The following is a 21522-nucleotide window of genomic DNA, read 5'->3' as shown; positions in this document are numbered from 1 at the left end:
CCACACCGCGCGCTCCCCGGACCGGGGGCGCGCGTTTTTACTGGTCGCGGACCGAATAACGCCGCTTCCCAATTCCGGGCCGGTGCCGCCATTGTTGTGAACACCTTGATCGCGCCTCAGCCACCGCAGCGTGAACTGCGCAAATGGCTGTGGGCCGCCGCCCAGGTAGCACACGTGCTGACCGCGATCACCCAGGTAGGACTGTTCGTCGCGAGGGATTTAATCCGACAGAATCTACCGGCTTGAAATTCAAGCTTAAGGAGATAGCCACAAGACCGATTACTCGGATGGATTACACGAGTCGCAGAGCCGGCATCCTCTGGAGGCACACCGAACTCGCCCGCTCCCGTACGACGAGTGCCTGGAGCGGACGAGGTCGAAATGATGGTCAGCGGCTGTCCATGATCATGCCGGCGGCGAGGGTGGCGTTCGTGGCCTCGTCGATGAGGATGAAGCCGCCCGTCGTACGGTTGCGGCCGTAGGCGTCGGCGAAGAGCGGCTGGGTGACGCGCAAGGTCACCCGGCCGATCTCGTTGAGCTCCAGGCGGTCGGCGTCCTCGTGGCGGTGCAGCGTGTTCACGTCGAGCCGGTAGTTCAGCTCCCGTACCATCGCGCGGGCCGTGCGGGTGGTGTGTTTGATCACCAGCTTGGTCCGCGGCGTGAGGGTGCGTTCGTCGGACATCCAGCAGATCATCGCGTCGATGTCCTGGGTGACCTGGGGTTTGTTGTGCGGGCGGCAGATCAGGTCGCCGCGGGAGATGTCGATGTCGTCCTCCAGCAGGAGGGTCACCGACATCGGCGGGTAGGCCTCGTCGACCGGGCCGTCGAACGTGTCGATCCGCTTGATCCGGGACGTCAGGCCCGACGGCAGGTGCATGACCTCGTCGCCCGGCTTGAGCACGCCGCCCGCGACCTGTCCCGCGTAGCCGCGGTAGTCGTGCAGCTCCGGGTCGGTCGAGGCCTGCGGCCGGATGACGTACTGCACCGGGAACCGCACGTCGATGAGGTTGCGGTCGGAGGCGATGTGGAGGTTCTCCAGGTGGTGGAGCAGCGACGGCCCGTCGTACCAGGACATGTTCGCCGAGCGGTCCACCACGTTGTCGCCGTGCAGCGCGGAGATCGGGATGAAGGTCAGGTCGCCGACGGACAGCTTCGCGGCGAACGACGTGAACTCGTCCTTGATCCGCTCGAACGTCTCCTGGTCGTAGTCGATCAGGTCCATCTTGTTGACCGCGAGCACGAGGTGCGGCACCCGCAGCAGCGTGGTGAGGAACGCGTGCCGCCGCGACTGCTCCAGCAGGCCCTTGCGCGCGTCGATCAAGATGATCGCCAGATCCGCCGTTGACGCGCCGGTCACCATGTTCCGGGTGTACTGGATGTGCCCCGGCGTGTCGGCGATGATGAACTTCCGCTTGGGCGTGGCGAAGTAGCGGTACGCGACGTCGATCGTGATGCCCTGCTCGCGCTCGGCGCGCAGGCCGTCGGTGAGCAGGGCCAGGTTGGTGTACTCCTCGCCCCGGTCACGGCTCGTACGCTCGACCGCCTCGATCTGGTCCTCGAAGATCGACTTGGAGTCGTACAGCAGCCGCCCGATGAGCGTCGACTTACCATCGTCCACCGAACCCGCGGTGGCGAGCCTCAGGATGTCCATCTCTAGAAGTACCCCTCGCGCTTACGATCTTCCATCGCGGCCTCGCTGGTCCGGTCGTCGGCGCGGGTCTGGCCGCGCTCGGTGATCCGCGTCGCGGCGATCTCGCCGATCACCTCGTCCAGGGTGGCCGCGGTCGACTCGACCGCTCCGGTGCAGCTCATGTCGCCGACGGTGCGGTAGCGGACCGTCGTCTCGAAGGCGGGCTCGTCGTCGCCCCGGTTGGAGTACGGGCTGTCCGCGAGCAGCATGCCGTCGCGTTCGAAGACCGTACGGGGGTGGGCGAAGTAGATGGAGGGGATCTCCAGCTCCTCGCGCTTGAGGTAGTCCCAGATGTCGAGCTCTGTCCAGTTGGACAGTGGGAAGACCCGGATGTGCTCGCCCTGGCGGGTCCGCGTGTTGTAGAGGTTCCACAGCTCGGGTCGCTGGTTCTTGGGGTCCCACTGGCCGAAGTCATCGCGGAAGGAGAAGACCCGCTCCTTGGCCCGCGCCTTCTCCTCGTCCCGGCGCGCACCGCCGAACGCGGCGTCGTAGCGGTGCTCCTCGATGGCGTCCAGCAGCGTCGTGGTCTGCAGCCGGTTGCGGCTGGCCCGGCGCCCGGTCTCCTCGACGACCCGGCCCTTGTCGATCGACTCCTGTACGGAGGCGACGACCAGCCGTACGCCGAGCTCGGCCACTCTCCGGTCGCGGTACTCCAGGACCTCGGGGAAGTTGTGGCCGGTGTCCACGTGCATCACCGGGAAGGGGATCCGCGCGGGCCAGAAGGCCTTTTCGGCCAGGCGCAGCATGACAATGCTGTCCTTGCCGCCGGAGAAGAGCAGGACGGGCCGCTCGAACTCGGCCGCGACCTCCCTGACGACGTGGATCGACTCTGCTTCGAGGACGTCGAGCTGGGACGTCCTGTAGTCACGGGCGTCAGCTGTGCTGCGCTGCATCGAGAAAACGCTCCCCGGGTCGGCTCTTACAGGACCGCCCGGATTCCGGCGAGCAGCGTTGGCGCCATTTCCGGGTGGCAGACCAGGATATCCGGCAGGTTGGTGTCCTCTTGGTTATAGGTCAGGGATGACCCGTCGATCCGCGAGGCGTGAGCGCCGAACGCGTGGGCGACGGCGACCGGGGCGGCTGAGTCCCATTCGTACTGGCCACCTGCGTGGACGTACGCGTCGACGTCGCCGAGGAGCACGGCGGCGACCTTCGCGCCGGCCGAGCCGATCGGCACCAGGTCCACGTCGATGTCCAAGTGATCAGCGAGCCGGCGGGTGAACTCCGGTGGCCGGGTACGGCTGACCGCGACGCGGATGCGGCCGGCCGGTGGGCCGTGCATCGCCATGGGCTCCGCGGTCGAGAGCGTCTTTCCCTGGGACGGCAGGGCGACGGCGCCCGCCGTCAGCCCGCCGCGCTCCCAGAGCGCCACGTGCACGGCCCAGTCGCCGCGGCCTTCTTCGGCGTACTCCCGGGTGCCGTCGAGCGGGTCGACGATCCACACCCGCTCGGCGTCGAGCCGGGAGAGCTCGTCCTTGCCCTCTTCGCTGAGGACGGAGTCGCCGGGCCGCTGCCGCGCGAGCGCCTCGGTCAGGTAGACGTGGGACTCGCGGTCACCGGCCTCGCGCAGGGCGCGGAGGTCACCGAAGCCCCGGTCGGAGCGCAGCCTGAGCAGGAGCGCGCCCGCCTCGGTCGCGAGATCACGGGCGAGGGCGTGGTCGTCGTGCGTCACGTATTTCTCTCTACGTCAGTAGGCGCCGGAACCGTGGGCCACCGCGGACCAGGTCTTCCACAGAATCTGCAGATCGAGGGTGAGGGACCAGTTCTCGACATAACGCAGGTCGAGCCGGACGGATTCCTCCCAGGAAAGATCGGCGCGACCGCTCACCTGCCACAGACCGGTCATACCGGGACGTACGACGAGGCGTCGCCGTACGTCGTCACCGTACTGGGCGACCTCGTCCGGCAGCGGCGGGCGCGGCCCGACGAGAGACATGTCACCCCGCAGGACGTTGATCAGCTGTGGCAGCTCATCCAGAGAGTAGCGGCGCAGCCAGGCACCGGTGCGGGTGACCCGGGGGTCGTTCCTGATCTTGAAGAGGACGCCGTCGTGGTCGTTGTACTGGACCAGCGAGGCCTTGCGGCGCTCGGCGTCGACCACCATCGTACGGAACTTCAGCACGGTGAACTCGCGGCCGTCGCGTCCCACGCGCACCTGGCGGAACAGCGCCGGTCCACTGCTCCCCAGGCGGATCGCGATCGCGATCGACGCCAGCAGGGGCGAGAGGAAGATCAGCGCCAGGCTCGCGCCCGCGCGGTCGAAGATGGTCTTGGCCAGGCGCCGGCCGCCGGACAGTTCGGGGTGCTCGACGTGCAGCAGCGGCAGGCCCGCCACCGGGCGGATCGAGGTGCGGGGCCCCGCCACCTCCATGAGCGCGGGGGCCACGACGAGATCGACGGCGTCCTTCTCCAGCTGCCAGGCCAGCCGGCGCAGCGCGATGCCGTCCAGCTCCGGGCAGGCCAGCACCGCGACCGTACAGGCGCGGGTGCCCTCCACGACGCCGCCGACCCCGGTGAAGTCGCCCGCGACCGGCACTCCCTCGACCTCGGCCACCGCGTCCTCGCCGCTGGTGAGCATCGTCGGCAGGCAGGCGGCGATGATCTCCATGCCGTGGAAGCGCTCCCGGCGGAGCTGGCGGATCAGGTCGCCCACGGCGGCGCGGTGGCCCACCACGACGACCCGCCGCATGTACTCGCCGTCCTTGCGGCGCCGGTGCAGGCGCTTGCGCAGCTGGTAACGGCCCCACAGGTCAAAGCCCGTGGTCAGGGGCAGAGCGGCGATGACGTAGCCGCGCGCCACCTCGACCTTCGTGGCGTACGCGAGGATCGCGACGGTGGCGGTCACGGCGAAACCGGCCTGCAGGATACGGCGGAACTCCTCCGGGCCGACGCCGAAGAGCCGCTGTTCGTACCCGCGGGCCACACCGAGAGTCCCGGTCCAGAGGAAGGGGAGGACGAGGCTGCCCCCGATGTACGGGGTGCTCCACGGGCTGCCGATGGAGGGGTATCGAAAGCGGATTCCGAACGCGATCAGACCACCGAGCAGAGCGGCGACGAAGTCGACACAAAAAGCGTGCCGCGCATACCGGGACGTCCAGGCCGCGACCTGCTCCCTGCTTCCTCCGACGGTCCGAGCTCTCGGCCGCGCCTCTTCGACGACCGCCATCTCACCCCTTGCCGAACGTCACGGGTTTCGCATCCAAGTGCAGGACGTCCGTTAGCCACCTGAGGTTCACATGTCTGTTCTGTGTGTGACACACATCTTAGGCTTCACTTCACACGAAGAGGGGCGCATCGGCATCATCAGTCCCGTTGATAGGACTTCGCCCCGTAAGTCACCATTCGTCACTTGTATCACGACGTCCGGCCTCGGTCCGCCGTACACCATACGACAGCGGGCGGGCCCCTGCGGGCGCTTCAGAGCTCCGCGTGGAAGGTGTTCTGGGCGCGGTCGAGCCCCTGCGTGATCAGTGCCTCGACGGCGTCGGCGGCGCGGTCGACGCCCAGCTCGAGCTCCTTGCGCTCGGTCGCCGAGAAGTCACGCAGGACGAACGCCGCGGCGTCCATCCGGCCCGGCGGGCGCCCGATGCCGAACCGTACGCGGAGGTAGTCACGCCCGCCCAGGGACTTGGTGATCGAGCGCAGGCCGTTGTGCCCGTTGTCACCGCCGCCGCGCTTCAGCCGCAGCGTGCCGTACGGGATGTCGAGCTCGTCGTGGACGACGATGAGGCGCTCGACCGGGATCTTGTAGAAGTCGCAGAGGGCCTTGACCGGCCCGCCGGACTCGTTCATGTACGACTTCGGCTTGGCCAGCACGACCCGCTGCCCGGCCAGTCGTCCTTCGAGGACGTCGGCGCGGGCGCGGTGGGACTTGAAGCGAACGCCGACCGTACCGGCCAGAACCTCGAGCACCATGAAGCCGGCGTTGTGCCGGTTTCCGGCGTAGTCCGGGCCGGGGTTGCCCAGGCCGACCACGAGCCACGGGTCATCCGGGGCCATCGATCTTCCAAAACGCGGGCCTGTCGATACACGGGTCCTTTCAACGCGCGGGCCTTTCAACGCGCGGGCCTTCAACGCTCGGGCCTTCAACGCGAAAGGCGCCCCCGAGGGGGCGCCCGACGCACTCGTGAGCCTTACTCCTCGTCACCCTCGGACTTGGCCTCGCCCTCGGCGGCCTCACCCTCGGCGGTCTCGCCTTCGGCGGCCTCGCCACCCTCACCGAGGTCGGCCTCCATCTGCTCGGCCGTCGGCGCCGCGATGACGTGCAGGACGAGGGCGTCGTCCTCCGCGTCGAGCGTCGCACCGGTGGGGAGCTTGATGTCCTTGGCGTGTACGGCGTCGCCGACGACCATGCCCTCGACGTCGACCTCGACGGACTGCGGGATGTGGGTCGCCTCGACCTCGAGGGAGACCTGGATCATCTGCTGGTCGAGCATGCCGTCCGGCGCGATGTCGCCGGTCAGCTGGATCGGAACCTCGACGGTGACCTTCTCACCGCGGGTCACGACCAGCAGGTCGACGTGCTCGAGGAAACCCTTGAGCGGGTCGCGCTGGACGTCCTTGGGCAGGGCCAGCTCCTCGCCGCCGTCGAGCCCCTGCAGGCGCAGCAGCACGTTGGCGGACTTGAGAGCCAGCATCAGCTCGTGGCCCGGCAGCGAGATGTGACGGGGGTCGGTGCCGTGGCCGTAAAGAACGGCGGGCACCCTGCCGGCCCTGCGAGTGCGCCGCGCTGGGCCCTTGCCGAACTCGGTGCGGGGCTCGGCGGCGATGCTTACCTCGGACACGGCAAAACTCCTCGCTGGATAAAGCTTGTCAGTACTACGTCGACGGGATCAGTCGAAATATCCGGTGCTCCCCGCGGCGCACAGACCCGGGTTACCTGGGTCGTACAGCACAGCGTCGGACGCACACGGTCAACCAAGTCTAGCCGATCGCCGTTCCCTTTCGTGCCGTGAGGCGGCCGATCTCAGCTGTGACCGCCGAACAGGCTGGTGACGGAGCCGTCGCTGAACACCTCGCTGATCGCCCGCGCGAGCAGCGGGGCGATGGACAGCACGGTGAGTTTGTCGAACCGCTTGTTGTCCGGGATCGGCAGGGTGTTGGTGAGGACGACCTCGGAGATCCTGGAGTTCTTCAGCCTGTCCACCGCCGGGCCGGACAGCACGCCGTGGGTGGCCGCGACGACCACCTTGGCCGCGCCCTCCTCGAACAGCGCCTCGGCCGCCTTCACGATCGTGCCGCCGGTGTCGATCATGTCGTCCACCACGACGCACGTACGGCCCTCGACCTCACCGACGACGTCGAAGACCTTGACCTCGTTGGCGACGTCGGGATTGCGCCGCTTGTGAATGATCGCCATCGGGCAGCCGCCGAGCTCGTCGCTCCAGCGCTCGGCCACGCGTACCCGGCCCGCGTCGGGCGCGACCACGGAGACGTTGCCGGTGTCGAGCTTCTCCTTGATGTAGTCCGTGAGAAGCGGCAGCGCGAACAGGTGGTCCACCGGCCCGTTGAAGAAGCCCTGGATCTGCGCGGTGTGCAGGTCGACGACCATCAGCCGGTCGGCGCCCGCGGTCTTGAACAGGTCGGCCATCAGCCGGGCCGAGATCGGCTCGCGGCCACGGTGCTTCTTGTCCTGCCGCGCGTAGCCGAAGAACGGCGCGACCACCGTGATCCGCTTGGCCGACGCCCGCTTGAGCGCGTCGACCATGATCAGCTGCTCCATGATCCATTGGTTTATCGGAGCGGTGTGGCTCTGCAGCACGAACGCGTCGGACCCGCGGACCGACTCGTTGAACCGTACGAAGGTCTCGCCGTTGGCGAAGTCGTACGCCGAGGTCGGCGTGGGCTCCACGCCGAGCGCCTCGGCCACCTCTTCGGCCAGCCCTGGGTAGGCCCGGCCGGAGAAGAGCATGAGTTTCTTCTCGCCCGTCGTTTTCATCCCGGTCACGCGTCAGTCTCCTTGTTTCGCTCGCTCGGCCGCCCGGCGCGCGGCCTCAGCGGAGGGGGTGCCGGGCCGTTTGCGCTCGACCCAGCCCTCGACGTTGCGCTGGCGGGCACGTGCCACCGCCATCGCGCCCGGCGGCACGTCTTCGGTGATCACCGAACCGGCCGCGGTGTACGCCCCGTCGCCGATGGTCACCGGGGCGACGAGCATGTTGTCACTGCCCACCTTGACGTGGTCGCCGACCACGCTCTTGCGCTTCTCGACGCCGTCGTAGTTCACGAAGACGCACGCGGCGCCGATGTTGGAGCCCGCGCCGATCTCGGCGTCGCCGACATAGGTCAGGTGCGGCACCTTGGTGCCCTCGCCGACGACGGCGTTCTTCGTCTCGACGTAGGTGCCGACCTTCGCCTTGCGCGCGAGCCTGGTCCCGGGCCGCAGGTAGGCGAAGGGGCCGACGCTGGTCTGGGGGCCGATCTCGGCCTGGTCACAGACGGCGTTGATCACCACGGCGTCCTCGCCGACGCTCGTGTCGGTGAGGGTGCAGTTGGGGCCGATCTCGGCGCCGGCGGCGACGTGCGTGTCGCCGTGCAGCTGCGTGCCCGGCTTGATGACGGCGTCCGCGTCGATGGTCACCTGGACGTCGACCCAGGTCGACGCGGGGTCGACGATCGTGACCCCGGCGCGCATGTGGGCCTCGAGGATACGGTCGTTGAGCTGCCGCCGGGCGCCGGCGAGCTGCACGCGGTCGTTGACGCCCTGGGTCTCGACCCAGTCGGCGGCCTTGTACGCGCCGGCGCGGTGCCCGTCGCCACGCAGGATGCCGACCACATCGGTGAGGTACTCCTCGCCGTTGGCGTTGTCGGTCGTCACCCGCTTGAGGGCGTCGGCGAGGAGCAGGCCGTCGAAGACGTACATGCCCACGTTGATCTCGCTGATCTCACGCTGCCCGTCGTCGGCGTCCTTGTGCTCGACGATCGCCGTGACCTCGCCCTGGGACCCGCGGACGATCCGCCCGTACCCGGTGGGGTCGGGCATCTCGGTGCTCAGAAGGGTGACGGCGTTGCCCTCGTCGTGGTGGAGCCGTACGAGATCTTCGAGCGTCTGCGCTCTGAGCAGGGGGTGATCGCCGTTGGTCACGACGACCGTCCCGGCGGCGACGGCCGCCCCGTCGAGCGCGATCCGTACGGCGTGCCCGGTGCCGTTCTGCTCGGTCTGAGTCACCGGAAGCGCGGTGGGTTCGACCGCCTGGAGGTGCTCGACCACCTTCTCCCGCCCGTGCCCGACCACGACGACGAGCCTTTCGGGCGCGAGTGCGCGCGCGGCGGCCACGACGTGCCCGACCATGCTGCGGCCGGCCAGTTCGTGGAGGACCTTCGGAATCTTGCGGGACTTCATCCGGGTGCCCTCGCCCGCGGCGAGGACGATGACGGCGGAAGGGCGGCTTGAGCTCATGAGACCACCTTGCCCGAAGGCGGGGCGGGGTGTTCACGGCATGGCTGCGCCCGGTCGCTCACTCCGCTCACTGGAGGAGACTCCTCGGCGTCGCTGACAGGTCAGCCGGGGTGCGAAACGTACGCTCCGCATAGGCTCGGACCTGCGGAAACGGAGGAGCCGCAGGGCTGTTACCCGCCCGACACCCGAAGGATACCGTCCGGCCGTTCTGCCTGTACGGGGGGTCCCCGCCCCTCCTCCCGCCCCTCGGTGATCTGCGCTCGCCCCGGTTCTTCGCCGCGGGGGCGAGAACGATCTCCTCGAATTCTCGCTCGGGTCACGAGGGCATCGGCGGGAGTGCTCTGATGTGGCCGCGCCGAGACCGAAGAGCGGCACCACACGTCCGGCTGCGGGACGGGGGTCTCGGCTCCGGCGTCTGGGCTCGAACCAGAAATAGAGGGACCAAAACCCTCCGTGATGCCTATTTCACCACGCCGGATCGCCAGCGGGCGTCAACGCCGCTGTGGCTCTTCCCAACGATAGCGGCTGCCCCACCTCCGATGAGCGCACATTGATCGCAGCCATCTGACCGACGCCCACCTCCCGAACCCCCGACGGCCCGCCTCCATCCCCGGCCCCCGGTTCCCCCAACTCCCGCCCGTCCCCGTCTCTCGCCCACGCCGACCACCGAGCGGGCGACGCATCTCGCCCCGCCGCGCACCGGCACCACCCCACTTACACCTGACCACCACCGACCACCCCGACACACGCGCCTGGCCACCCGAACCAGCTGCCCGCCGCGCAAACCGCCTCAACCGGCACCACACATCCACTCCTGCCGTACCGACTCGAAGCACACCTATATCCCTACCGAAAGCCCCACCCACTGGGACGTACGCCTCCACCACATACGGCGGCCCCTGCCTACTACATCCGACCGCCGCGTACGCCCCGCCCTCTTCCGGCCACTCCAACCGACCGGCCCGTCCGCCAGACCACCCACTCCACCTCGCCCCGCCCCTCGGTGCCGCCCCAGGCCCCGTCCCCGCTCCACCACGCCCCCCGAGAGGCCGGACCACCCCGTCACACGAGCCCCACGCGCCACAACACCCTCATACGTTTCGTCACCAAAGGCTCATCTTGCGGCGCAGTAACCCCTGTGTGACTAGCGCGACAGGTTTGGCCGAATTCAGGCGGGCATCTTGCGTAACCTACGCCGCCGTAGGTTACGGTTGCGTAAGCGTAAGTTACTCGCCCAGCAGGAGGACTCCGCATGACCGTAGCCCCGACCGCAACACCATCCGACACCTCTCGACCGCAGGCCAGACCCGAGATCGAACCCACCCCCAAGGGCAACTTCGAGAAGGGGCTTCTCGCCGTCTTCATCGTGGTTCCGCTACTCGCCGTGGTGGTGGCCGTGCCGTTCGCGTGGGGCTGGGGCCTGGGCTGGACGGACATCGCGATCATGTTCGTGTTTTATGTCGTGTCCGGCCTGGGGGTTACGGTCGGCTATCACCGGCACTTCACCCACGGCTCGTTCAAGGCCAAGCGCTGGCTGCGCATCGCGCTCGGCATCGCCGGCGGCCTCTCCATCGAGATGAGCGTGATCGACTGGGTGGCCGTCCACCGCCGCCACCACAAGTACTCCGACAAGGAGGGCGACCCGCACTCGCCGTGGCGCTTCGGCGATGACTGGCGCGCGCTCACCAAGGGTCTGGTCTGGGCGCACATGGGCTGGCTGTTCGACAGCAAGCGCACCTCCCCCGCCAAGTTCTGCCCCGACCTCGTCGCGGACAAGGACATCAACCGCGTCAGCCGTCTCTTCCCGGTCTGGGTCGCCACCTCGCTGCTCCTCCCGGGGGCCATCGGCGGGCTGATCAGCATGTCTTGGTGGGGCGCCTTCACCGCGTTCTTCTGGGGTTCGCTCGTACGCATCGCGGTCCTCCACCACGTCACCTGGTGCATCAACTCGATCTGCCACGCCATGGGCGAAGAGGCGTTCGAGTCCCGCGACAAGTCCCGTAACGTGTGGTGGCTGGCCATCCCGTCGTTCGGCGAGTCGTGGCACAACCTGCACCACGCCGACCCGACCTGCGCTCGCCACGGCGTGCTCAAGGGCCAGCTCGACAGCAGCGCTCGTACGATCTGGCTCTTCGAGAAGGTCGGCTGGGTCTCCGATGTCCGCTGGCCGAACGCCGACCGTCTGGCCTCGAAGCGGATATCGTAAGCACAGCTAACCAAGCCCTCTGCGCCGCGGGCGGCCGGTATCGGCCGCCCGGCGTGCGCAGGACGACGCGAGCGGGGTGTCCCCGCACCCTCGTGAGCTGGGCACCTCCCATTCAGTACGGCACCGCCGGCGTTCTCCCGTTGACGAGCCGCCCGGCCAGGAGAAAGTGTGACCGTCACAATTGATGGTGTGAGTGAACCTCCCCGGTCCCGTCGCAAGCGCATGACGGGCAAAGAACGAAGGGAGCAGCTGCTTGACATAGGCAGGACCCTCTTCGCCGAACGCGGCTTCGACGGCACCTCCATCGAGGAGATCGCCACCGTGGCCGGCGTCTCCAAGCCCGTGGTGTACGAGCACTTCGGCGGCAAGGAGGGCCTGTACGCGGTCGTGGTCGACCGCGAGATGGAGCACCTGCTCGATACCGTCACCAAGTCGCTGGTCGGCGGACATCCCCGACAGAAGATCGAACGCGCCGCCCTGGCCCTCCTGGAGTACATCGAGGACAGCAGCCAGGGGTTCCGCATCCTCGTACGCGACTCGCACGCCGCGTCCGCGACCGGCACGTTCGCCAGTCTGCTGAGCGACATCGCCGGCCAGGTCGAACACATCCTCGGAGATGAGTTCCGCGACAAGGGGTTCGATCCGAAGAGCGCCCCGCTGTACGCCCAGGCGCTCATCGGCATGGTCGCCCTCACCGGCACGTACTGGCTCGACATCCGCAAGCCAAAGCGCGAGGAGGTCGCCGCCCACCTGGTGAACCTCGCGTGGAACGGCCTGTCCGGGCTGGAACCCAAGCCGTACCTCACCACGGACCACAAGGCCCGCCAGAAGGACCTCAAGGCCAAGGCCAAGGAGGCGGCGAAAGAGGCCAAGGACACCGCGCGCGCCGCCCGTCGTACGAGCATCGAACCAGAGCCCGCCTGACCCTCCGTAGTCGGATTGTCACACCCTCGCCCTATGGTGCTGAGCATGGACTTCAGGGAGGGGACGGGTCATGCGGCACGGGCGACGGTACGGCGGCCGGGCAGGGTTGCGAGCGGAGATCGACCGCTTCGTCGCCCGGCGACGCACGCGCCAGGCGAACGACGATGGAGCCGACGCCTGCGCGGTGCGCTTCATCGAGAGTCTCGAGAAGGCGGCCCTGGCTCCGGAGACCACGGACCACGGTTTCGAGCACGCGTGCCGCAAGGCCGAGCACGTCGAGGAGTTACGCCGCGTGCTGGGCCTTCTCCTGGACGTCCTGGCCGACTGGGAGATGGCCGTCGAGCGTACGGGCGGGGGTCGTTAGGGCCCGCTGACGGGTTCGAGCAGCTCCAGCCGGTTGCCGGCGGGGTCGTCGACGTAGAGGCGGCGAAACCCTGGCAGCAGGTCATCGGCACGCACCTCATGACCTGCCGCCCGCAGCCGCTCCGCCATGGCGTCGAGATCCCGCACGAGAATCCCGGGATGCGCCTTGCGCGCGGGCCGGAAGTCTTCCTCGACCCCGATGTGGATCTCAATACCGGGCGCCGCGAACCACGCCCCGCCCCGGGCGGCGAGCACGGGAGGCTTGGCCACCTCGGCCATGCCGAGAACACCGACGTAGAAGCCCCGCATCCGCTCCTCGGAGCCGTACGGCGCCGCGAGCTGCACATGATGAATCCCGACCAGGAGGCTCACACCATCCCCTCCACCGAGGTTTGCGGTCGTCATCAGCCTGGCTCCTCACGGAGGTGGTCACGAAAGGCGGAATCGTCACGAAGCTGAACAAGGGTAAGCCTCCCGCCACCTTGTGACCGGCGCACGACTGGCCTGGCCTGGGCTGTGTCCGTGGCGCAGCCACGGACACAGCCCAGCGCGACCCGATCGGCAGGCGTCCGGCCGTGACAACGGCGCAGCCCAGTACAGACCGGACGCGAGCGCGGACTGAACGCCTGTGCGGACTGAATCCGTTGCACGGGCTTAACCTCTTGCGCGGATGGGACGCTTGCATGGGCCGAACCCCGCGCGGGCCGAACCTTGCACAGGCCGGATGCTTGAGCGGACCCGAACCCTTGCGCGGGCGCAGCTTCCGCCAAGCGCCGCCCCACATGCGCGAAGTTCTCCGCAGGCGCAGCCCGGCAGGCGCAGCCCCGGACGGGCGCTGCCTCCGTTCGACCTGCCTCCGTTCGGTCGACTGTCGCGCTCACCGCAGGTGCGACGGCGCTGCTCAGGGGCCACTTAGTGCCTCCGTCGGGGCGAGGCGGGCGGCTCGGATGGCCGGGTACAACCCCGCGATACCGCCGATCAGCAGCGTCGCCGTCACCCCGCCCGCCATCGCCCATGGCGGGACCACCGTCGGCCAGCCCTGGATCACCGCGAACACCGCCGTGACCACGATGCCGAGTCCCACGCCTCCCACTCCGCCCAGCGCCGCCAGCAGCTGCGACTCAGTGAGGAACTGCAGCCTGATCTGACCCCGCGTAGCACCGAGCGAACGCCGCAGGCCGATCTCCGCGCGGCGTTCCAGTACCGAGATGACCATCGTGTTGGCCACACCGACCCCGCCGACCAGCAGGGCCACCGCGCCGAGGCCCAAGAGCAGGCCGGTGAAGGCCTGGTTCGACGCGGTCTCGGCGGCCAGCGCGTCAGAGGGGCGGCTGACCTCGATCTCGTTGGGCGACTGAGGGTTGGCGGTGCCCGCCAAGAGGCCCCGTACGCTCTCCACCGAGTCCTTGTCCGCTCGGGTGTAGACCGTGGTCGGATGACCGTCGAAGCCCAGGCGCGCGGCCGCCACGTCCCAGCCGACCAAGGCGGCCGAGTCGAGTTCCGGTGCGAGCGGGGCCGAGTCCAGGATGCCGACCACGGTGAACCACTGCGAACCCAGCCATACCTGGACGTTCGTCTGGGCCACGCCGAGCCCGTCCGCCGCCTGGGAACCGAGCACCACGGCCGGATAGCGGTTCGTGCCCGCGTTCAGCCAGGTCCCGGCCACCGTCGTGAGGCCGACCGTGCGCGGCAGGTCCAGGCGGGCCGCCAGTACGGCGATTCCTCCGCTCTCCTCCGCAGGAATGCGGTCGTTCCGGTAGACGTGCGTGTCGGCGATCTTGCCGGTCGCGGACGCGGAGATGACGTGGTTCATCCGGCCGATCATCGCCACCGACTCGTTGGGCAGCTTCGCGTTCTCCCCGAAGAAGTCCTTTCCGGGCGTCACGGTGAGCATGTTGGTACCGAGCCGGCTCAGGGTGGCCTGGAGCTGCGCGCGGCTGGAGTCGGAGATGCCGACCACGCCGATCATCGCCGCGATGCCGATCGCGATGCCGAGCGCGGACAGGAACACCCGCAGCGGGCGGGCGTGCAGGCCGGCCGCGCCGACCTTGAGCACGTCGCGGAGGCCCAGCCTCGCCGGTTCCTCACCAATCATCGGGTGGCCTCCAGTACGCCGTCCTCGACGATCCGGCCGTCGCGCATCCGGACCTGGCGGGGCAGCGTCGCGGCGATGTCGCGATCGTGGGTGATCACGATCACCGTGGTGCCGCCCGAGGCCAGCTCCCTGAGCAGTTCGATGACGCCGGCGCCGGACACGGAGTCCAGCGCCCCGGTCGGCTCGTCCGCGAGCAGCATCGCCGGTTCGCCGACCACCGCGCGGGCGATCGCCACCCGCTGCTTCTCCCCGCCCGACAGCTGGTGCGGCCGGTGGTCCAGCCGATGGCCGAGTCCGACGCGTTCCAGCGCCCGGCGGGCACGGCGGCGCCGCTGCCCCGGCGGAGCGCCGGCGTACAGCAGGCCGTCGGCGACATTCTCGAGCGCGCTGACCCCGGCCGCCAGATGGAACTGCTGGAAGACGAAGCCGATCCGCCGGGCCCGCAGCGCCGAGAGCCGCCGATCGGACATTCGCGACACGTCCCGGCCCTCGACCAGTACGGTCCCGCCGCTCGGCCGGTCGAGCGTCCCGATCAGGTGCAGCATGGTCGACTTGCCCGATCCGGACGGCCCGACGATCGCCACCAGTTCGCCCGCCTCGATCCGTACCGACACGGCGTCGACCGCCGTGACGCCGCCGGGATAGGTCTTGGTGACCTCTTCTAGTTCCACGACCGCGCTCACGCCGGCACTCCTACCTGCATTCCCTCGGACAGCCCGGAGCCTGAGATCTCGACCTTGCCGTCGGTGAACGCGCCGGTCTCGACGGCGACCGTACGGACGCGCGCCCCCTCCACGACCTGCACCGCGTACCCGCCGTCGGGCTGTGCGAGCAGGGCCGCGATGGGCACGGCGAGCACGTTCGGGTGCCGGCCGGCGCTCAGCTGGACCGTCACAGGCGCCTTGTCGTACGAGCCGAGTGACCGCTGTCCCGCCACCTCGACGGTGACCGTGATCGTGCTCGGGTTGTCGCCCTGCCCCTTCTTGGCGACCTTGCCGACCTTGGCGATCGTGCCCTTGGTGGTGCCGCCGTCCGGCAGGTCGATCGACACGGCCGCGCCCTTCTTGGCGAGCCGCTGGTACTTCACGTCGAGGGCGACGCTGACGACGCGACTGGTCCCGGTGTAGGTGAACAGCGGGCCGTTCGGCCGGTCGCCGGCCTGCGCCTTGCGCTCGGCGACGCGGATCGGGCCCGGCGCGACGAACACCGACCCCGCGCTCACCCGGCCGGTCTGCGTGACGCCGAGATCGCCCTGCCAGTGGCGTACGGCGGCGGCCGTGTCGGAGCTGTAGGTCTTGTCGACCGTGAACCCGGTGTACCCGAGAGCCCGGAGATTCCGCTCGAACTGTGCGACGTCGGCACCCGTCGTACCCGTGCCGAGCGTGCGGTACAGCGGCAGCGACCCGTACAGCAGCGGCACCGGCCGGTCGTCGAGGCGGTACGCGGACCGGCCCCGGGTCACCTCGTACCCCGGCGCGGCCACCCAGGTCAGGGTGCCACGGCCACTCGTGCCCTTGGCGACGTGCGTGGCGCCGAAACCGAGGGTGCCGTCCGCCTCCTGGGTCTCGGTCAGCGTGGTCCGCTCGATCGGGGCCGTCGCGGGCGGCAGCGAGCTGTGCGGCGCCTTCGTGGTGCCCCCTCCGCCCACGCCGATCGCCGCCAGCACGAATCCGCAGGCCAGGACGGCCCCGCCGACACCAGTCGCGACGGCCCGCCGACGGTTCAACTGCCCCCCTGCTGCCCGGCGGCGCCCTTGGGAGCGTACTGACGGCAGGCTTTCTGAGCGGCCTGGAACTTCGGGTTCTCCGGCCCCGGGTTGTTCTTTCCGCTGCCCGTGATGGTGATCCGGCCGTCCGCGTCCGGGTCCGGCATGTCCACGCCGTTCGCCCGCATGCACTTGGCCATGGCGCGCATCTTCGCCAGTTCCTCGGGCTTGAGCTGAACCGGCTTGCCGCCGTTCGGCTGGAACTTGCGGCACTTCTCCTCGGCCGCCTTCAGCTTCTCCGGCCCGTTCTTTCCCGGCTCACCGTTCACCTGGATACGCGTAGCGCCACCGCTGCCGCTCGGGTCGGACATGTTCACGCCGTTCTCCCTCATGCACTGGGCGAACTTGCGCTGGTTCCCGATCTCGGCGCTCCTGCTGGCGGCGGCCTTGGCGACCGGGTCCTTGCTGCCTCCGCCTCCACAGGCCGCCGGGGCGAGCGCGAGCACCGCGATCAGCACCGCGAGTGTCTGCCGTCGCATGTCCATCGTCTCCTCGTCGTTGCCGCCGGGACCGATCCCGGCGGTCCGCGAGAAGTTCAGCCGTCACTCCATAACTCCGGCGTAACCAGAAGTGGTTATGCCAGCTTTACGCGCATATCCGAAGGATGTGCGGCAGCAACCGGAAGGCGGGGAGCGTGCGGATACTGATCGCCGAGGACGAGCGGATGCTCGCCGACTCGATCGCCGAGGGACTGCGGGCCGAGGCGCTCGCGGTGGACGTCGTGTACGACGGGGACGCCGCGCTCGAACTCCTCGGCGTCAACGACTACGACGTGCTGGTCCTCGACCGTGACCTGCCGATCGTGCACGGCGACGACGTCTGCCGCGGCGTGGTCGAGTCGGGCGCGTCCGTGCGGGTGCTGATGCTCACCGCCGCCGTCACCGTACCGGCGCGGGTGGACGGACTGCGGATCGGCGCGGACGACTACCTGACCAAGCCGTTCGCGTTCGAGGAGCTGGTGGCCCGGATCCACGCGTTGTGCCGCCGCGCCCGGCCGGCCGACCCGCCGATGCTGGAACGCTCGGGCATCCGGCTCGACCCGGCCCGCCGCGAGGTCCACCGGGACGGCCGGTACGTACACCTGGCCCGCAAGGAGTTCGGCCTGCTGTCGGAGCTGCTCCGCGCGGACGGCGCCGTCGTCTCAGCCGAGTCGCTCCTGGAGAAGGTGTGGGACCAGCACGCCGACCCGTTCACCAACACCGTGCGGGTGACGCTGATGAAGCTGCGCCGCAGACTCGGCGATCCGCCCGTCATCGAGACCGTTTCCGGAGTGGGGTACCGAATTCCATGACGACACTCGCCGAACGGCTGCGGCCCACGATCCGCGCCCGTCTCACGTTCATCTACGGCGGTGTGTTCCTCGTCGGCGGCATGGTCCTCCTCGCATTGACGTACTTCCTGGTCAAGACCAACATGCAGCGTTCAGGCGGCTCGGTGACCCAGGTCTTCGGAACCGGCGTCGGCCAGGACGCCACGCCGCGCTTTCTCAACAACGTCGATCCGGATACGCCGATGACGGCCGGGCAGGCCCAGCGGGTGCTGTTCGCGGCCAACATCGACTATCAGCGCGACGCGCTGAACTCCCTGCTGACGCGAGGCGGCATCGCGCTCGGCGTGGTGACGGTCGCCGCCGTCGGCCTGGGATGGCTGTTCGCCGACCGGGCGCTGCGCCCCGTACACCAGATCACCGAGACGGCCCGCCGGGTGGCTCACAGCCGCAACCTCACCGAGCGGATCGCGTACTCGGGGCCGCGCGACGACGTGAAGGAGCTTGCCGACACCTTCGACACCATGCTGGGCCGGCTGGCGCGCGCCTTCGACGGGCAGCAGCGCTTCGCCGCGAACGCCTCACACGAGCTGCGCACGCCGCTCGCGATCAACCGCACCCTGGTCGACGTGGCCCTGCGCCGCCCCGACGCGACCGAGGACGTCAAGCGTCTCGGCGAGTCGCTGCTCATCGTCAACGGCCGGCACGAACGGCTGATCGACGGCCTGCTCACGCTCGCAGGCAGCGAGAACACCGTCGTCAACGGGGTCCAGCTGGACCTTTCGGACGTGGCCGGGCACGTCCTGGACCAGGCCACCGCCGAGGCGTCGGCGCGTGGCATCACCGTCGGCCGCGACCTGCTCGGCGCCCCGACCACGGGCGACCCGGTCCTGATCGAACGGATCGTCCAGAACCTCGTCGAGAACGCGATCCGGCACAACGACGACGGGGGCGAGATCTCGGTCACCACACGCCGCGGGGCGGAGCTCGTCGTCGCCAACACGGGACCGGTCGTGCCGGCGTACGAGGTGGACACCATCTTCGAACCGTTCCGCCGCCTCGGCACCGACCGGATCCACTCCGACCGGGGCTCCGGCCTGGGCCTGTCGATCGTCCGCGCCACCACGACCGCCCACGGCGGAACCGTCACCGCCGAGCCCCGCGCGGGTGGCGGCCTCACCGTCACGGTCCTCCTCCCCGGCCGCTGAGGAGCGACAGGTCTCTTGACATCGAGATCCCGGCTAGATATCTCGATGTCAAGACAGGTAAGGTGATCGATTGTGGAGGACGAGGTCGATCGCCTGGTCGCGGCCTGGCGCACGGAGCGGCCAGACCTCGACACCGAGCCCCTGCACGTCCTCAGCCGGGTGTCACGGCTCGCCCGGCATCTCGACCGGGCGCGGCGGGCGGTGTTCTCGGCGCACGACATGGAGTCGTGGGAGTTCGACGTCCTGACCGCGCTCCGGCGCGCGGGACCACCTTACGAGCTGAGTCCCGGCCGGCTGCTGCGCGCCACGCTGGTCACCTCCGGCACCATGACCAACCGCATCGACCGGCTGGAGAGCGCGGGCCTGGTCCGGCGCAGCCCCGACCCGCAGGACAAACGCGGAGTTCTCGTACGGCTCACCGACGCCGGGCGTACGCACGTGGACGCGGCGTTCGACGATCTCGTCGACCGCGAGCGTGACCTGCTCGCCTCTCTCACCGACGACGACCGCCGTACGCTCGCCGGGCTCCTTCGCTCGCTGCTCGTCCCCTTCGACGCCGATCCCGCCAAGTAGCTCCCAGAGCAGTGGCTCCTGGCCGCCGTCGTACACGATCAGTCCGTCGTCGCGCCGTCGCGCGCCCGCGGGCGGCGTGTGGGCGGTCGGCCGGCCGTCGTGCATGAGGTGGTCGACCGGAACCTCCCGTACGAGCACCAGGAAGTCGGTGAGCAGGCGCCGGTGACAGCGCCACCACACCGACTCGCTGCACATCACCGCCTGCGGCCCGTCGTACGCCGGCAGCTCGTCCACCGCCGCACCGAACTCCGGCGTACGCATGTGCGCGGCGTATCCGCGGAACATCTCCTCACGCCAGAAGATCTCCGGTGAACCGGGCGGCGGCCGGCGGAACCCGTCGAGGCGCTTGTCCCAGCGGTACGCCAGACCGTGCTCGGGCAGCCATCGGGCCAGTTCGTCGCGGGCGACGTGCGGGTTGCGGCGGCTGCCCGGTGCCGTACGGACGTCGACCACGAGGGACACACCGGCGCCGCGCAAGAGTGCGGCGATCTCTTCCTGTGCGGCCGTACCGTGCCCGAACGTCCGTACGGTCAACGCAGGGCCGCCTCGATCAGCGCGCCGGCGGCCAGAAGCCGTCCCTCCTCGTTCGCCGGGGCGACGAGTTGCAGCGAACCGGGCAGAGCCGCCTCCCCGACCGGGATCGGCAGGGCGAGCGCCGGGTCGCCCGACACGTTGAACGGCAGCGTCAGCGCGGTCAGGTCCACGTCCCGCTCGGCGCCGAGCCGGGGCGGCGGCTGGGTGATCGTCGGCAGGGCCAGCAGCGGGTACCGCTCGAAGAGTTTGTCCAGGAACTCCCGCAGTGCGGCCCGCGTCGCGTACGCCTCGTCGAGCATGCCGTCGGCGACCTTTTCGCCGCGCTCGATCCGGCGCCGGATCCGCGCGCTGATCCGGTCGGGGTACGCGAGAAGGTGCCGGTGCTCGCGGTAGCCCTCGCCGAGGATCAGGGTGTTGCCGGCGTCGAGCGCGGCCGGCCAGAGGTCGACGGGCTCGTCCGCGAAGATCAGGCCGGAGGTACGGAGGGCGGCGTCGACGGCGTCGTCCAGCGGGCCCGCGACCGTCGTGCCCGCGGGCCGCAGCCGCCCGATCATCGCGCCCGCGTCGAAGTCCGACGTGGTGAAGCCGTCTTCGATCAGGGACATGCCGAGGGCCACGGCGGCGACGTCGCGGCCGAGCGGACCGACGACGTCGAGTGAGGGGGCGAGGGGGAAGACGCCTTCGAGGGACACGCGCCCGTGTGTGGTCTTGAGGCCGACGATGCCGCAGCAGGCGGCCGGCACCCTGATCGATCCGCCCGTGTCGGTGCCGAGCGCGACGTCCGCCTCGCCTCGCGCGACCGCCACCGCCGAACCGCTGGACGACCCGCCGGGGATGCGCTCGGCGTCGAGCGGATTCTCGGGCGTACCGGTCCAGGGGTTGACGCCGTCGGCGGCGCGGCAGAGCTCGGTGAGATTGGTCTTGCCGACGATGCGAGCCCCTTGCGCGCGTGCGGCGGCGACCACGGGGGCGTCGCGGTCCGCGGGGACGGCGAGGTCACTGATGACCGGACACGCCAGCGTCGTCGGCGAACCGGCGACGTCGATGGCGTCCTTGACGGCGAGCCGCGGCCCGTCGCCGTGCGCGGTGAACTTCTCCAGCCAGATGGTCACCCGGACATCATGACGTGACGGGGTGACAGGAGACAGCTCTGACGCGACGGCCGGGGAGGGGACCAGCCCGGCCGTGCGGATCCGGCGGAGACGTTCAGGCCCCTGCCGGGACGGTCTACCCGGCGGAACGCCGGGTAGACCGGTGGCTACCAGCAGGTCCAGCCGCCACCGGCCGAGCATCCGGGCCGGTAAGAGTGGGAGGCCTTGTCCTTTCGGCGGAACGCCCACACCCTCCGGCGACAGGCAGGTCAACGAGCCGGTAGTGCCTGGCCGGAGACCACGACTCATGGACGGGCCGCTCCAAGCTCGTGCCGCTCCAGGACCTGTGGCCGACGCCGCGAACGGTCTTCCGAAGCACACCCGCGGCACGAGTGGGCCAGCGGCCGACC

Annotated in this window: 20 protein-coding genes and 1 pseudogene; 6 read left to right on the top strand and 15 right to left on the bottom strand. The window is 69.6% G+C overall.

What is annotated here, in order from left to right; translation table 11 throughout:
- Window positions 1–388: 388 nt before the first annotated feature.
- The 8 genes from cysN to glmU form a co-directional block, all read right to left on the bottom strand.
- Complete coding sequence (cysN, locus tag QWU11_RS07855) at window positions 389–1651, bottom strand: sulfate adenylyltransferase subunit CysN (RefSeq protein ID WP_290104377.1); 1263 nt, start codon at window positions 1649–1651, stop codon at window positions 389–391.
- A gap of 2 nt (window positions 1652–1653) precedes the next feature.
- Complete coding sequence (gene cysD / locus QWU11_RS07850; protein ID WP_290104376.1) at window positions 1654–2583, bottom strand: sulfate adenylyltransferase subunit CysD; 930 nt, start codon at window positions 2581–2583, stop codon at window positions 1654–1656.
- A gap of 26 nt (window positions 2584–2609) precedes the next feature.
- A complete protein-coding gene (locus QWU11_RS07845; RefSeq protein WP_290104375.1) occupies window positions 2610–3362 on the bottom strand; it encodes a 3'(2'),5'-bisphosphate nucleotidase CysQ in 753 nt (250 codons plus the stop codon).
- Window positions 3363–3377: 15 nt separating this feature from the next.
- On the bottom strand, window positions 3378–4856 hold the full coding sequence (locus QWU11_RS07840) for a sugar transferase (protein WP_290104374.1): 1479 nt from the start codon (window positions 4854–4856) through the stop codon (window positions 3378–3380).
- Window positions 4857–5107: 251 nt separating this feature from the next.
- Window positions 5108–5689, bottom strand: a complete 582-nt coding sequence (gene pth / locus QWU11_RS07835) for an aminoacyl-tRNA hydrolase (RefSeq protein ID WP_290104373.1) — start codon at window positions 5687–5689, stop codon at window positions 5108–5110.
- Between the two features lie 134 nt (window positions 5690–5823).
- Entirely contained in the window at window positions 5824–6474 is a 651-nt protein-coding gene (locus QWU11_RS07830) for a 50S ribosomal protein L25/general stress protein Ctc (RefSeq protein ID WP_290104372.1), read from the bottom strand.
- A gap of 182 nt (window positions 6475–6656) precedes the next feature.
- The gene (locus QWU11_RS07825) at window positions 6657–7637 is read right to left on the bottom strand and encodes a ribose-phosphate diphosphokinase (protein WP_290104371.1); all 981 of its coding nucleotides are present in this window, start codon (window positions 7635–7637) and stop codon (window positions 6657–6659) included.
- A 3-nt stretch (window positions 7638–7640) separates the two neighbouring features.
- Window positions 7641–9086 carry a bifunctional UDP-N-acetylglucosamine diphosphorylase/glucosamine-1-phosphate N-acetyltransferase GlmU gene (glmU, locus tag QWU11_RS07820; RefSeq protein ID WP_290104370.1) on the bottom strand — a complete coding sequence of 482 codons (1446 nt, stop codon included), beginning with the start codon at window positions 9084–9086 and terminating at the stop codon, window positions 7641–7643.
- 1252 nt (window positions 9087–10338) lie between these two features.
- On the opposite strand from glmU, the gene QWU11_RS07815 reads away from it, so the two are divergent.
- The 3 genes from QWU11_RS07815 (at window position 10339) to QWU11_RS07805 (ending at window position 12580) form a co-directional block, all read left to right on the top strand.
- Entirely contained in the window at window positions 10339–11292 is a 954-nt protein-coding gene (locus QWU11_RS07815; protein WP_290104369.1) for an acyl-CoA desaturase, read from the top strand.
- Window positions 11293–11514: 222 nt separating this feature from the next.
- Entirely contained in the window at window positions 11515–12216 is a 702-nt protein-coding gene (locus QWU11_RS07810; protein ID WP_354670822.1) for a TetR/AcrR family transcriptional regulator, read from the top strand.
- Between the two features lie 70 nt (window positions 12217–12286).
- The gene (locus QWU11_RS07805; RefSeq protein ID WP_290104368.1) at window positions 12287–12580 is read left to right on the top strand and encodes a hypothetical protein; all 294 of its coding nucleotides are present in this window, start codon (window positions 12287–12289) and stop codon (window positions 12578–12580) included.
- Here the strand turns inward: QWU11_RS07805 and QWU11_RS07800 are convergent.
- From QWU11_RS07800 to QWU11_RS07780, 5 genes are all read right to left on the bottom strand, one after another.
- The gene (locus tag QWU11_RS07800) at window positions 12577–12951 is read right to left on the bottom strand and encodes a VOC family protein (RefSeq protein WP_290104367.1); all 375 of its coding nucleotides are present in this window, start codon (window positions 12949–12951) and stop codon (window positions 12577–12579) included. The two genes, QWU11_RS07805 and QWU11_RS07800, sit on opposite strands and share 4 nt — an antisense overlap.
- 529 nt (window positions 12952–13480) lie before the next feature.
- On the bottom strand, window positions 13481–14674 hold the full coding sequence (locus tag QWU11_RS07795) for an ABC transporter permease (RefSeq protein ID WP_290104366.1): 1194 nt from the start codon (window positions 14672–14674) through the stop codon (window positions 13481–13483).
- Window positions 14671–15357, bottom strand: coding sequence for an ABC transporter ATP-binding protein (locus QWU11_RS07790; RefSeq protein WP_290104365.1), 687 nt, complete (start codon window positions 15355–15357; stop codon window positions 14671–14673). Before QWU11_RS07790 ends, QWU11_RS07795 begins: the two co-directional genes overlap by 4 nt.
- Window positions 15354–16400 carry a peptidoglycan-binding protein gene (locus QWU11_RS07785; protein WP_290104364.1) on the bottom strand — a complete coding sequence of 349 codons (1047 nt, stop codon included), beginning with the start codon at window positions 16398–16400 and terminating at the stop codon, window positions 15354–15356. Before QWU11_RS07785 ends, QWU11_RS07790 begins: the two co-directional genes overlap by 4 nt.
- Entirely contained in the window at window positions 16397–16918 is a 522-nt protein-coding gene (locus QWU11_RS07780; RefSeq protein WP_290104363.1) for a hypothetical protein, read from the bottom strand. The genes QWU11_RS07785 and QWU11_RS07780 overlap by 4 nt, the downstream gene beginning before the upstream one ends.
- 155 nt (window positions 16919–17073) lie before the next feature.
- Here QWU11_RS07780 and QWU11_RS07775 point away from each other — a divergent pair, with 155 nt between their 5' ends.
- From QWU11_RS07775 to QWU11_RS07765, 3 genes are all read left to right on the top strand, one after another.
- Window positions 17074–17730 carry a response regulator transcription factor gene (locus QWU11_RS07775; protein WP_290104362.1) on the top strand — a complete coding sequence of 219 codons (657 nt, stop codon included), beginning with the start codon at window positions 17074–17076 and terminating at the stop codon, window positions 17728–17730.
- Entirely contained in the window at window positions 17727–18914 is a 1188-nt protein-coding gene (locus tag QWU11_RS07770) for a HAMP domain-containing sensor histidine kinase (protein WP_290104361.1), read from the top strand. Before QWU11_RS07775 ends, QWU11_RS07770 begins: the two co-directional genes overlap by 4 nt.
- Window positions 18915–18986: 72 nt before the next feature.
- Window positions 18987–19487 carry a MarR family transcriptional regulator gene (locus tag QWU11_RS07765; RefSeq protein WP_290104679.1) on the top strand — a complete coding sequence of 167 codons (501 nt, stop codon included), beginning with the start codon at window positions 18987–18989 and terminating at the stop codon, window positions 19485–19487.
- Between the two features lie 150 nt (window positions 19488–19637).
- On the opposite strand, the pseudogene QWU11_RS07760 reads toward QWU11_RS07765, so the two are convergent.
- Window positions 19638–20021 (bottom strand): annotated as a pseudogene (locus tag QWU11_RS07760) (DUF488 domain-containing protein); the annotation flags it as partial.
- Window positions 20018–21133 (bottom strand): amidase, encoded by a 1116-nt coding sequence (locus QWU11_RS07755; protein ID WP_290104360.1) that lies wholly within the window; start codon window positions 21131–21133, stop codon window positions 20018–20020. The pseudogene QWU11_RS07760 and the gene QWU11_RS07755, both read right to left, overlap by 4 nt.
- Window positions 21134–21522 lie beyond the last annotated feature (389 nt).

The sequence above is a fragment of the Actinomadura sp. DC4 genome (genome assembly GCF_030406325.1).
Taxonomy (GTDB): Bacteria; Actinomycetota; Actinomycetes; order Streptosporangiales; family Streptosporangiaceae; genus Actinoallomurus.
This window is presented reverse-complemented; position numbering and strand designations above follow the sequence as displayed.

Bases quoted from the DNA above. Each gene is read 5' to 3' on its own strand.
- cysN (WP_290104377.1), bottom strand. From the start codon at position 1,651: ATGGACATCCTGAGGCTCGCCACCGCGGGTTCGGTGGACGATGGTAAG.
- cysD (WP_290104376.1), bottom strand. From the start codon at position 2,583: ATGCAGCGCAGCACAGCTGACGCCCGTGACTACAGGACGTCCCAGCTC.
- QWU11_RS07840 (WP_290104374.1), bottom strand. From the start codon at position 4,856: ATGGCGGTCGTCGAAGAGGCGCGGCCGAGAGCTCGGACCGTCGGAGGA.
- pth (WP_290104373.1), bottom strand. From the start codon at position 5,689: ATGGCCCCGGATGACCCGTGGCTCGTGGTCGGCCTGGGCAACCCCGGC.
- glmU (WP_290104370.1), bottom strand. From the start codon at position 9,086: ATGAGCTCAAGCCGCCCTTCCGCCGTCATCGTCCTCGCCGCGGGCGAG.
- QWU11_RS07815 (WP_290104369.1), top strand. From the start codon at position 10,339: ATGACCGTAGCCCCGACCGCAACACCATCCGACACCTCTCGACCGCAG.
- QWU11_RS07810 (WP_354670822.1), top strand. From the start codon at position 11,515: ATGACGGGCAAAGAACGAAGGGAGCAGCTGCTTGACATAGGCAGGACC.
- QWU11_RS07805 (WP_290104368.1), top strand. From the start codon at position 12,287: ATGCGGCACGGGCGACGGTACGGCGGCCGGGCAGGGTTGCGAGCGGAG.
- QWU11_RS07795 (WP_290104366.1), bottom strand. From the start codon at position 14,674: ATGATTGGTGAGGAACCGGCGAGGCTGGGCCTCCGCGACGTGCTCAAG.
- QWU11_RS07780 (WP_290104363.1), bottom strand. From the start codon at position 16,918: ATGCGACGGCAGACACTCGCGGTGCTGATCGCGGTGCTCGCGCTCGCC.
- QWU11_RS07770 (WP_290104361.1), top strand. From the start codon at position 17,727: ATGACGACACTCGCCGAACGGCTGCGGCCCACGATCCGCGCCCGTCTC.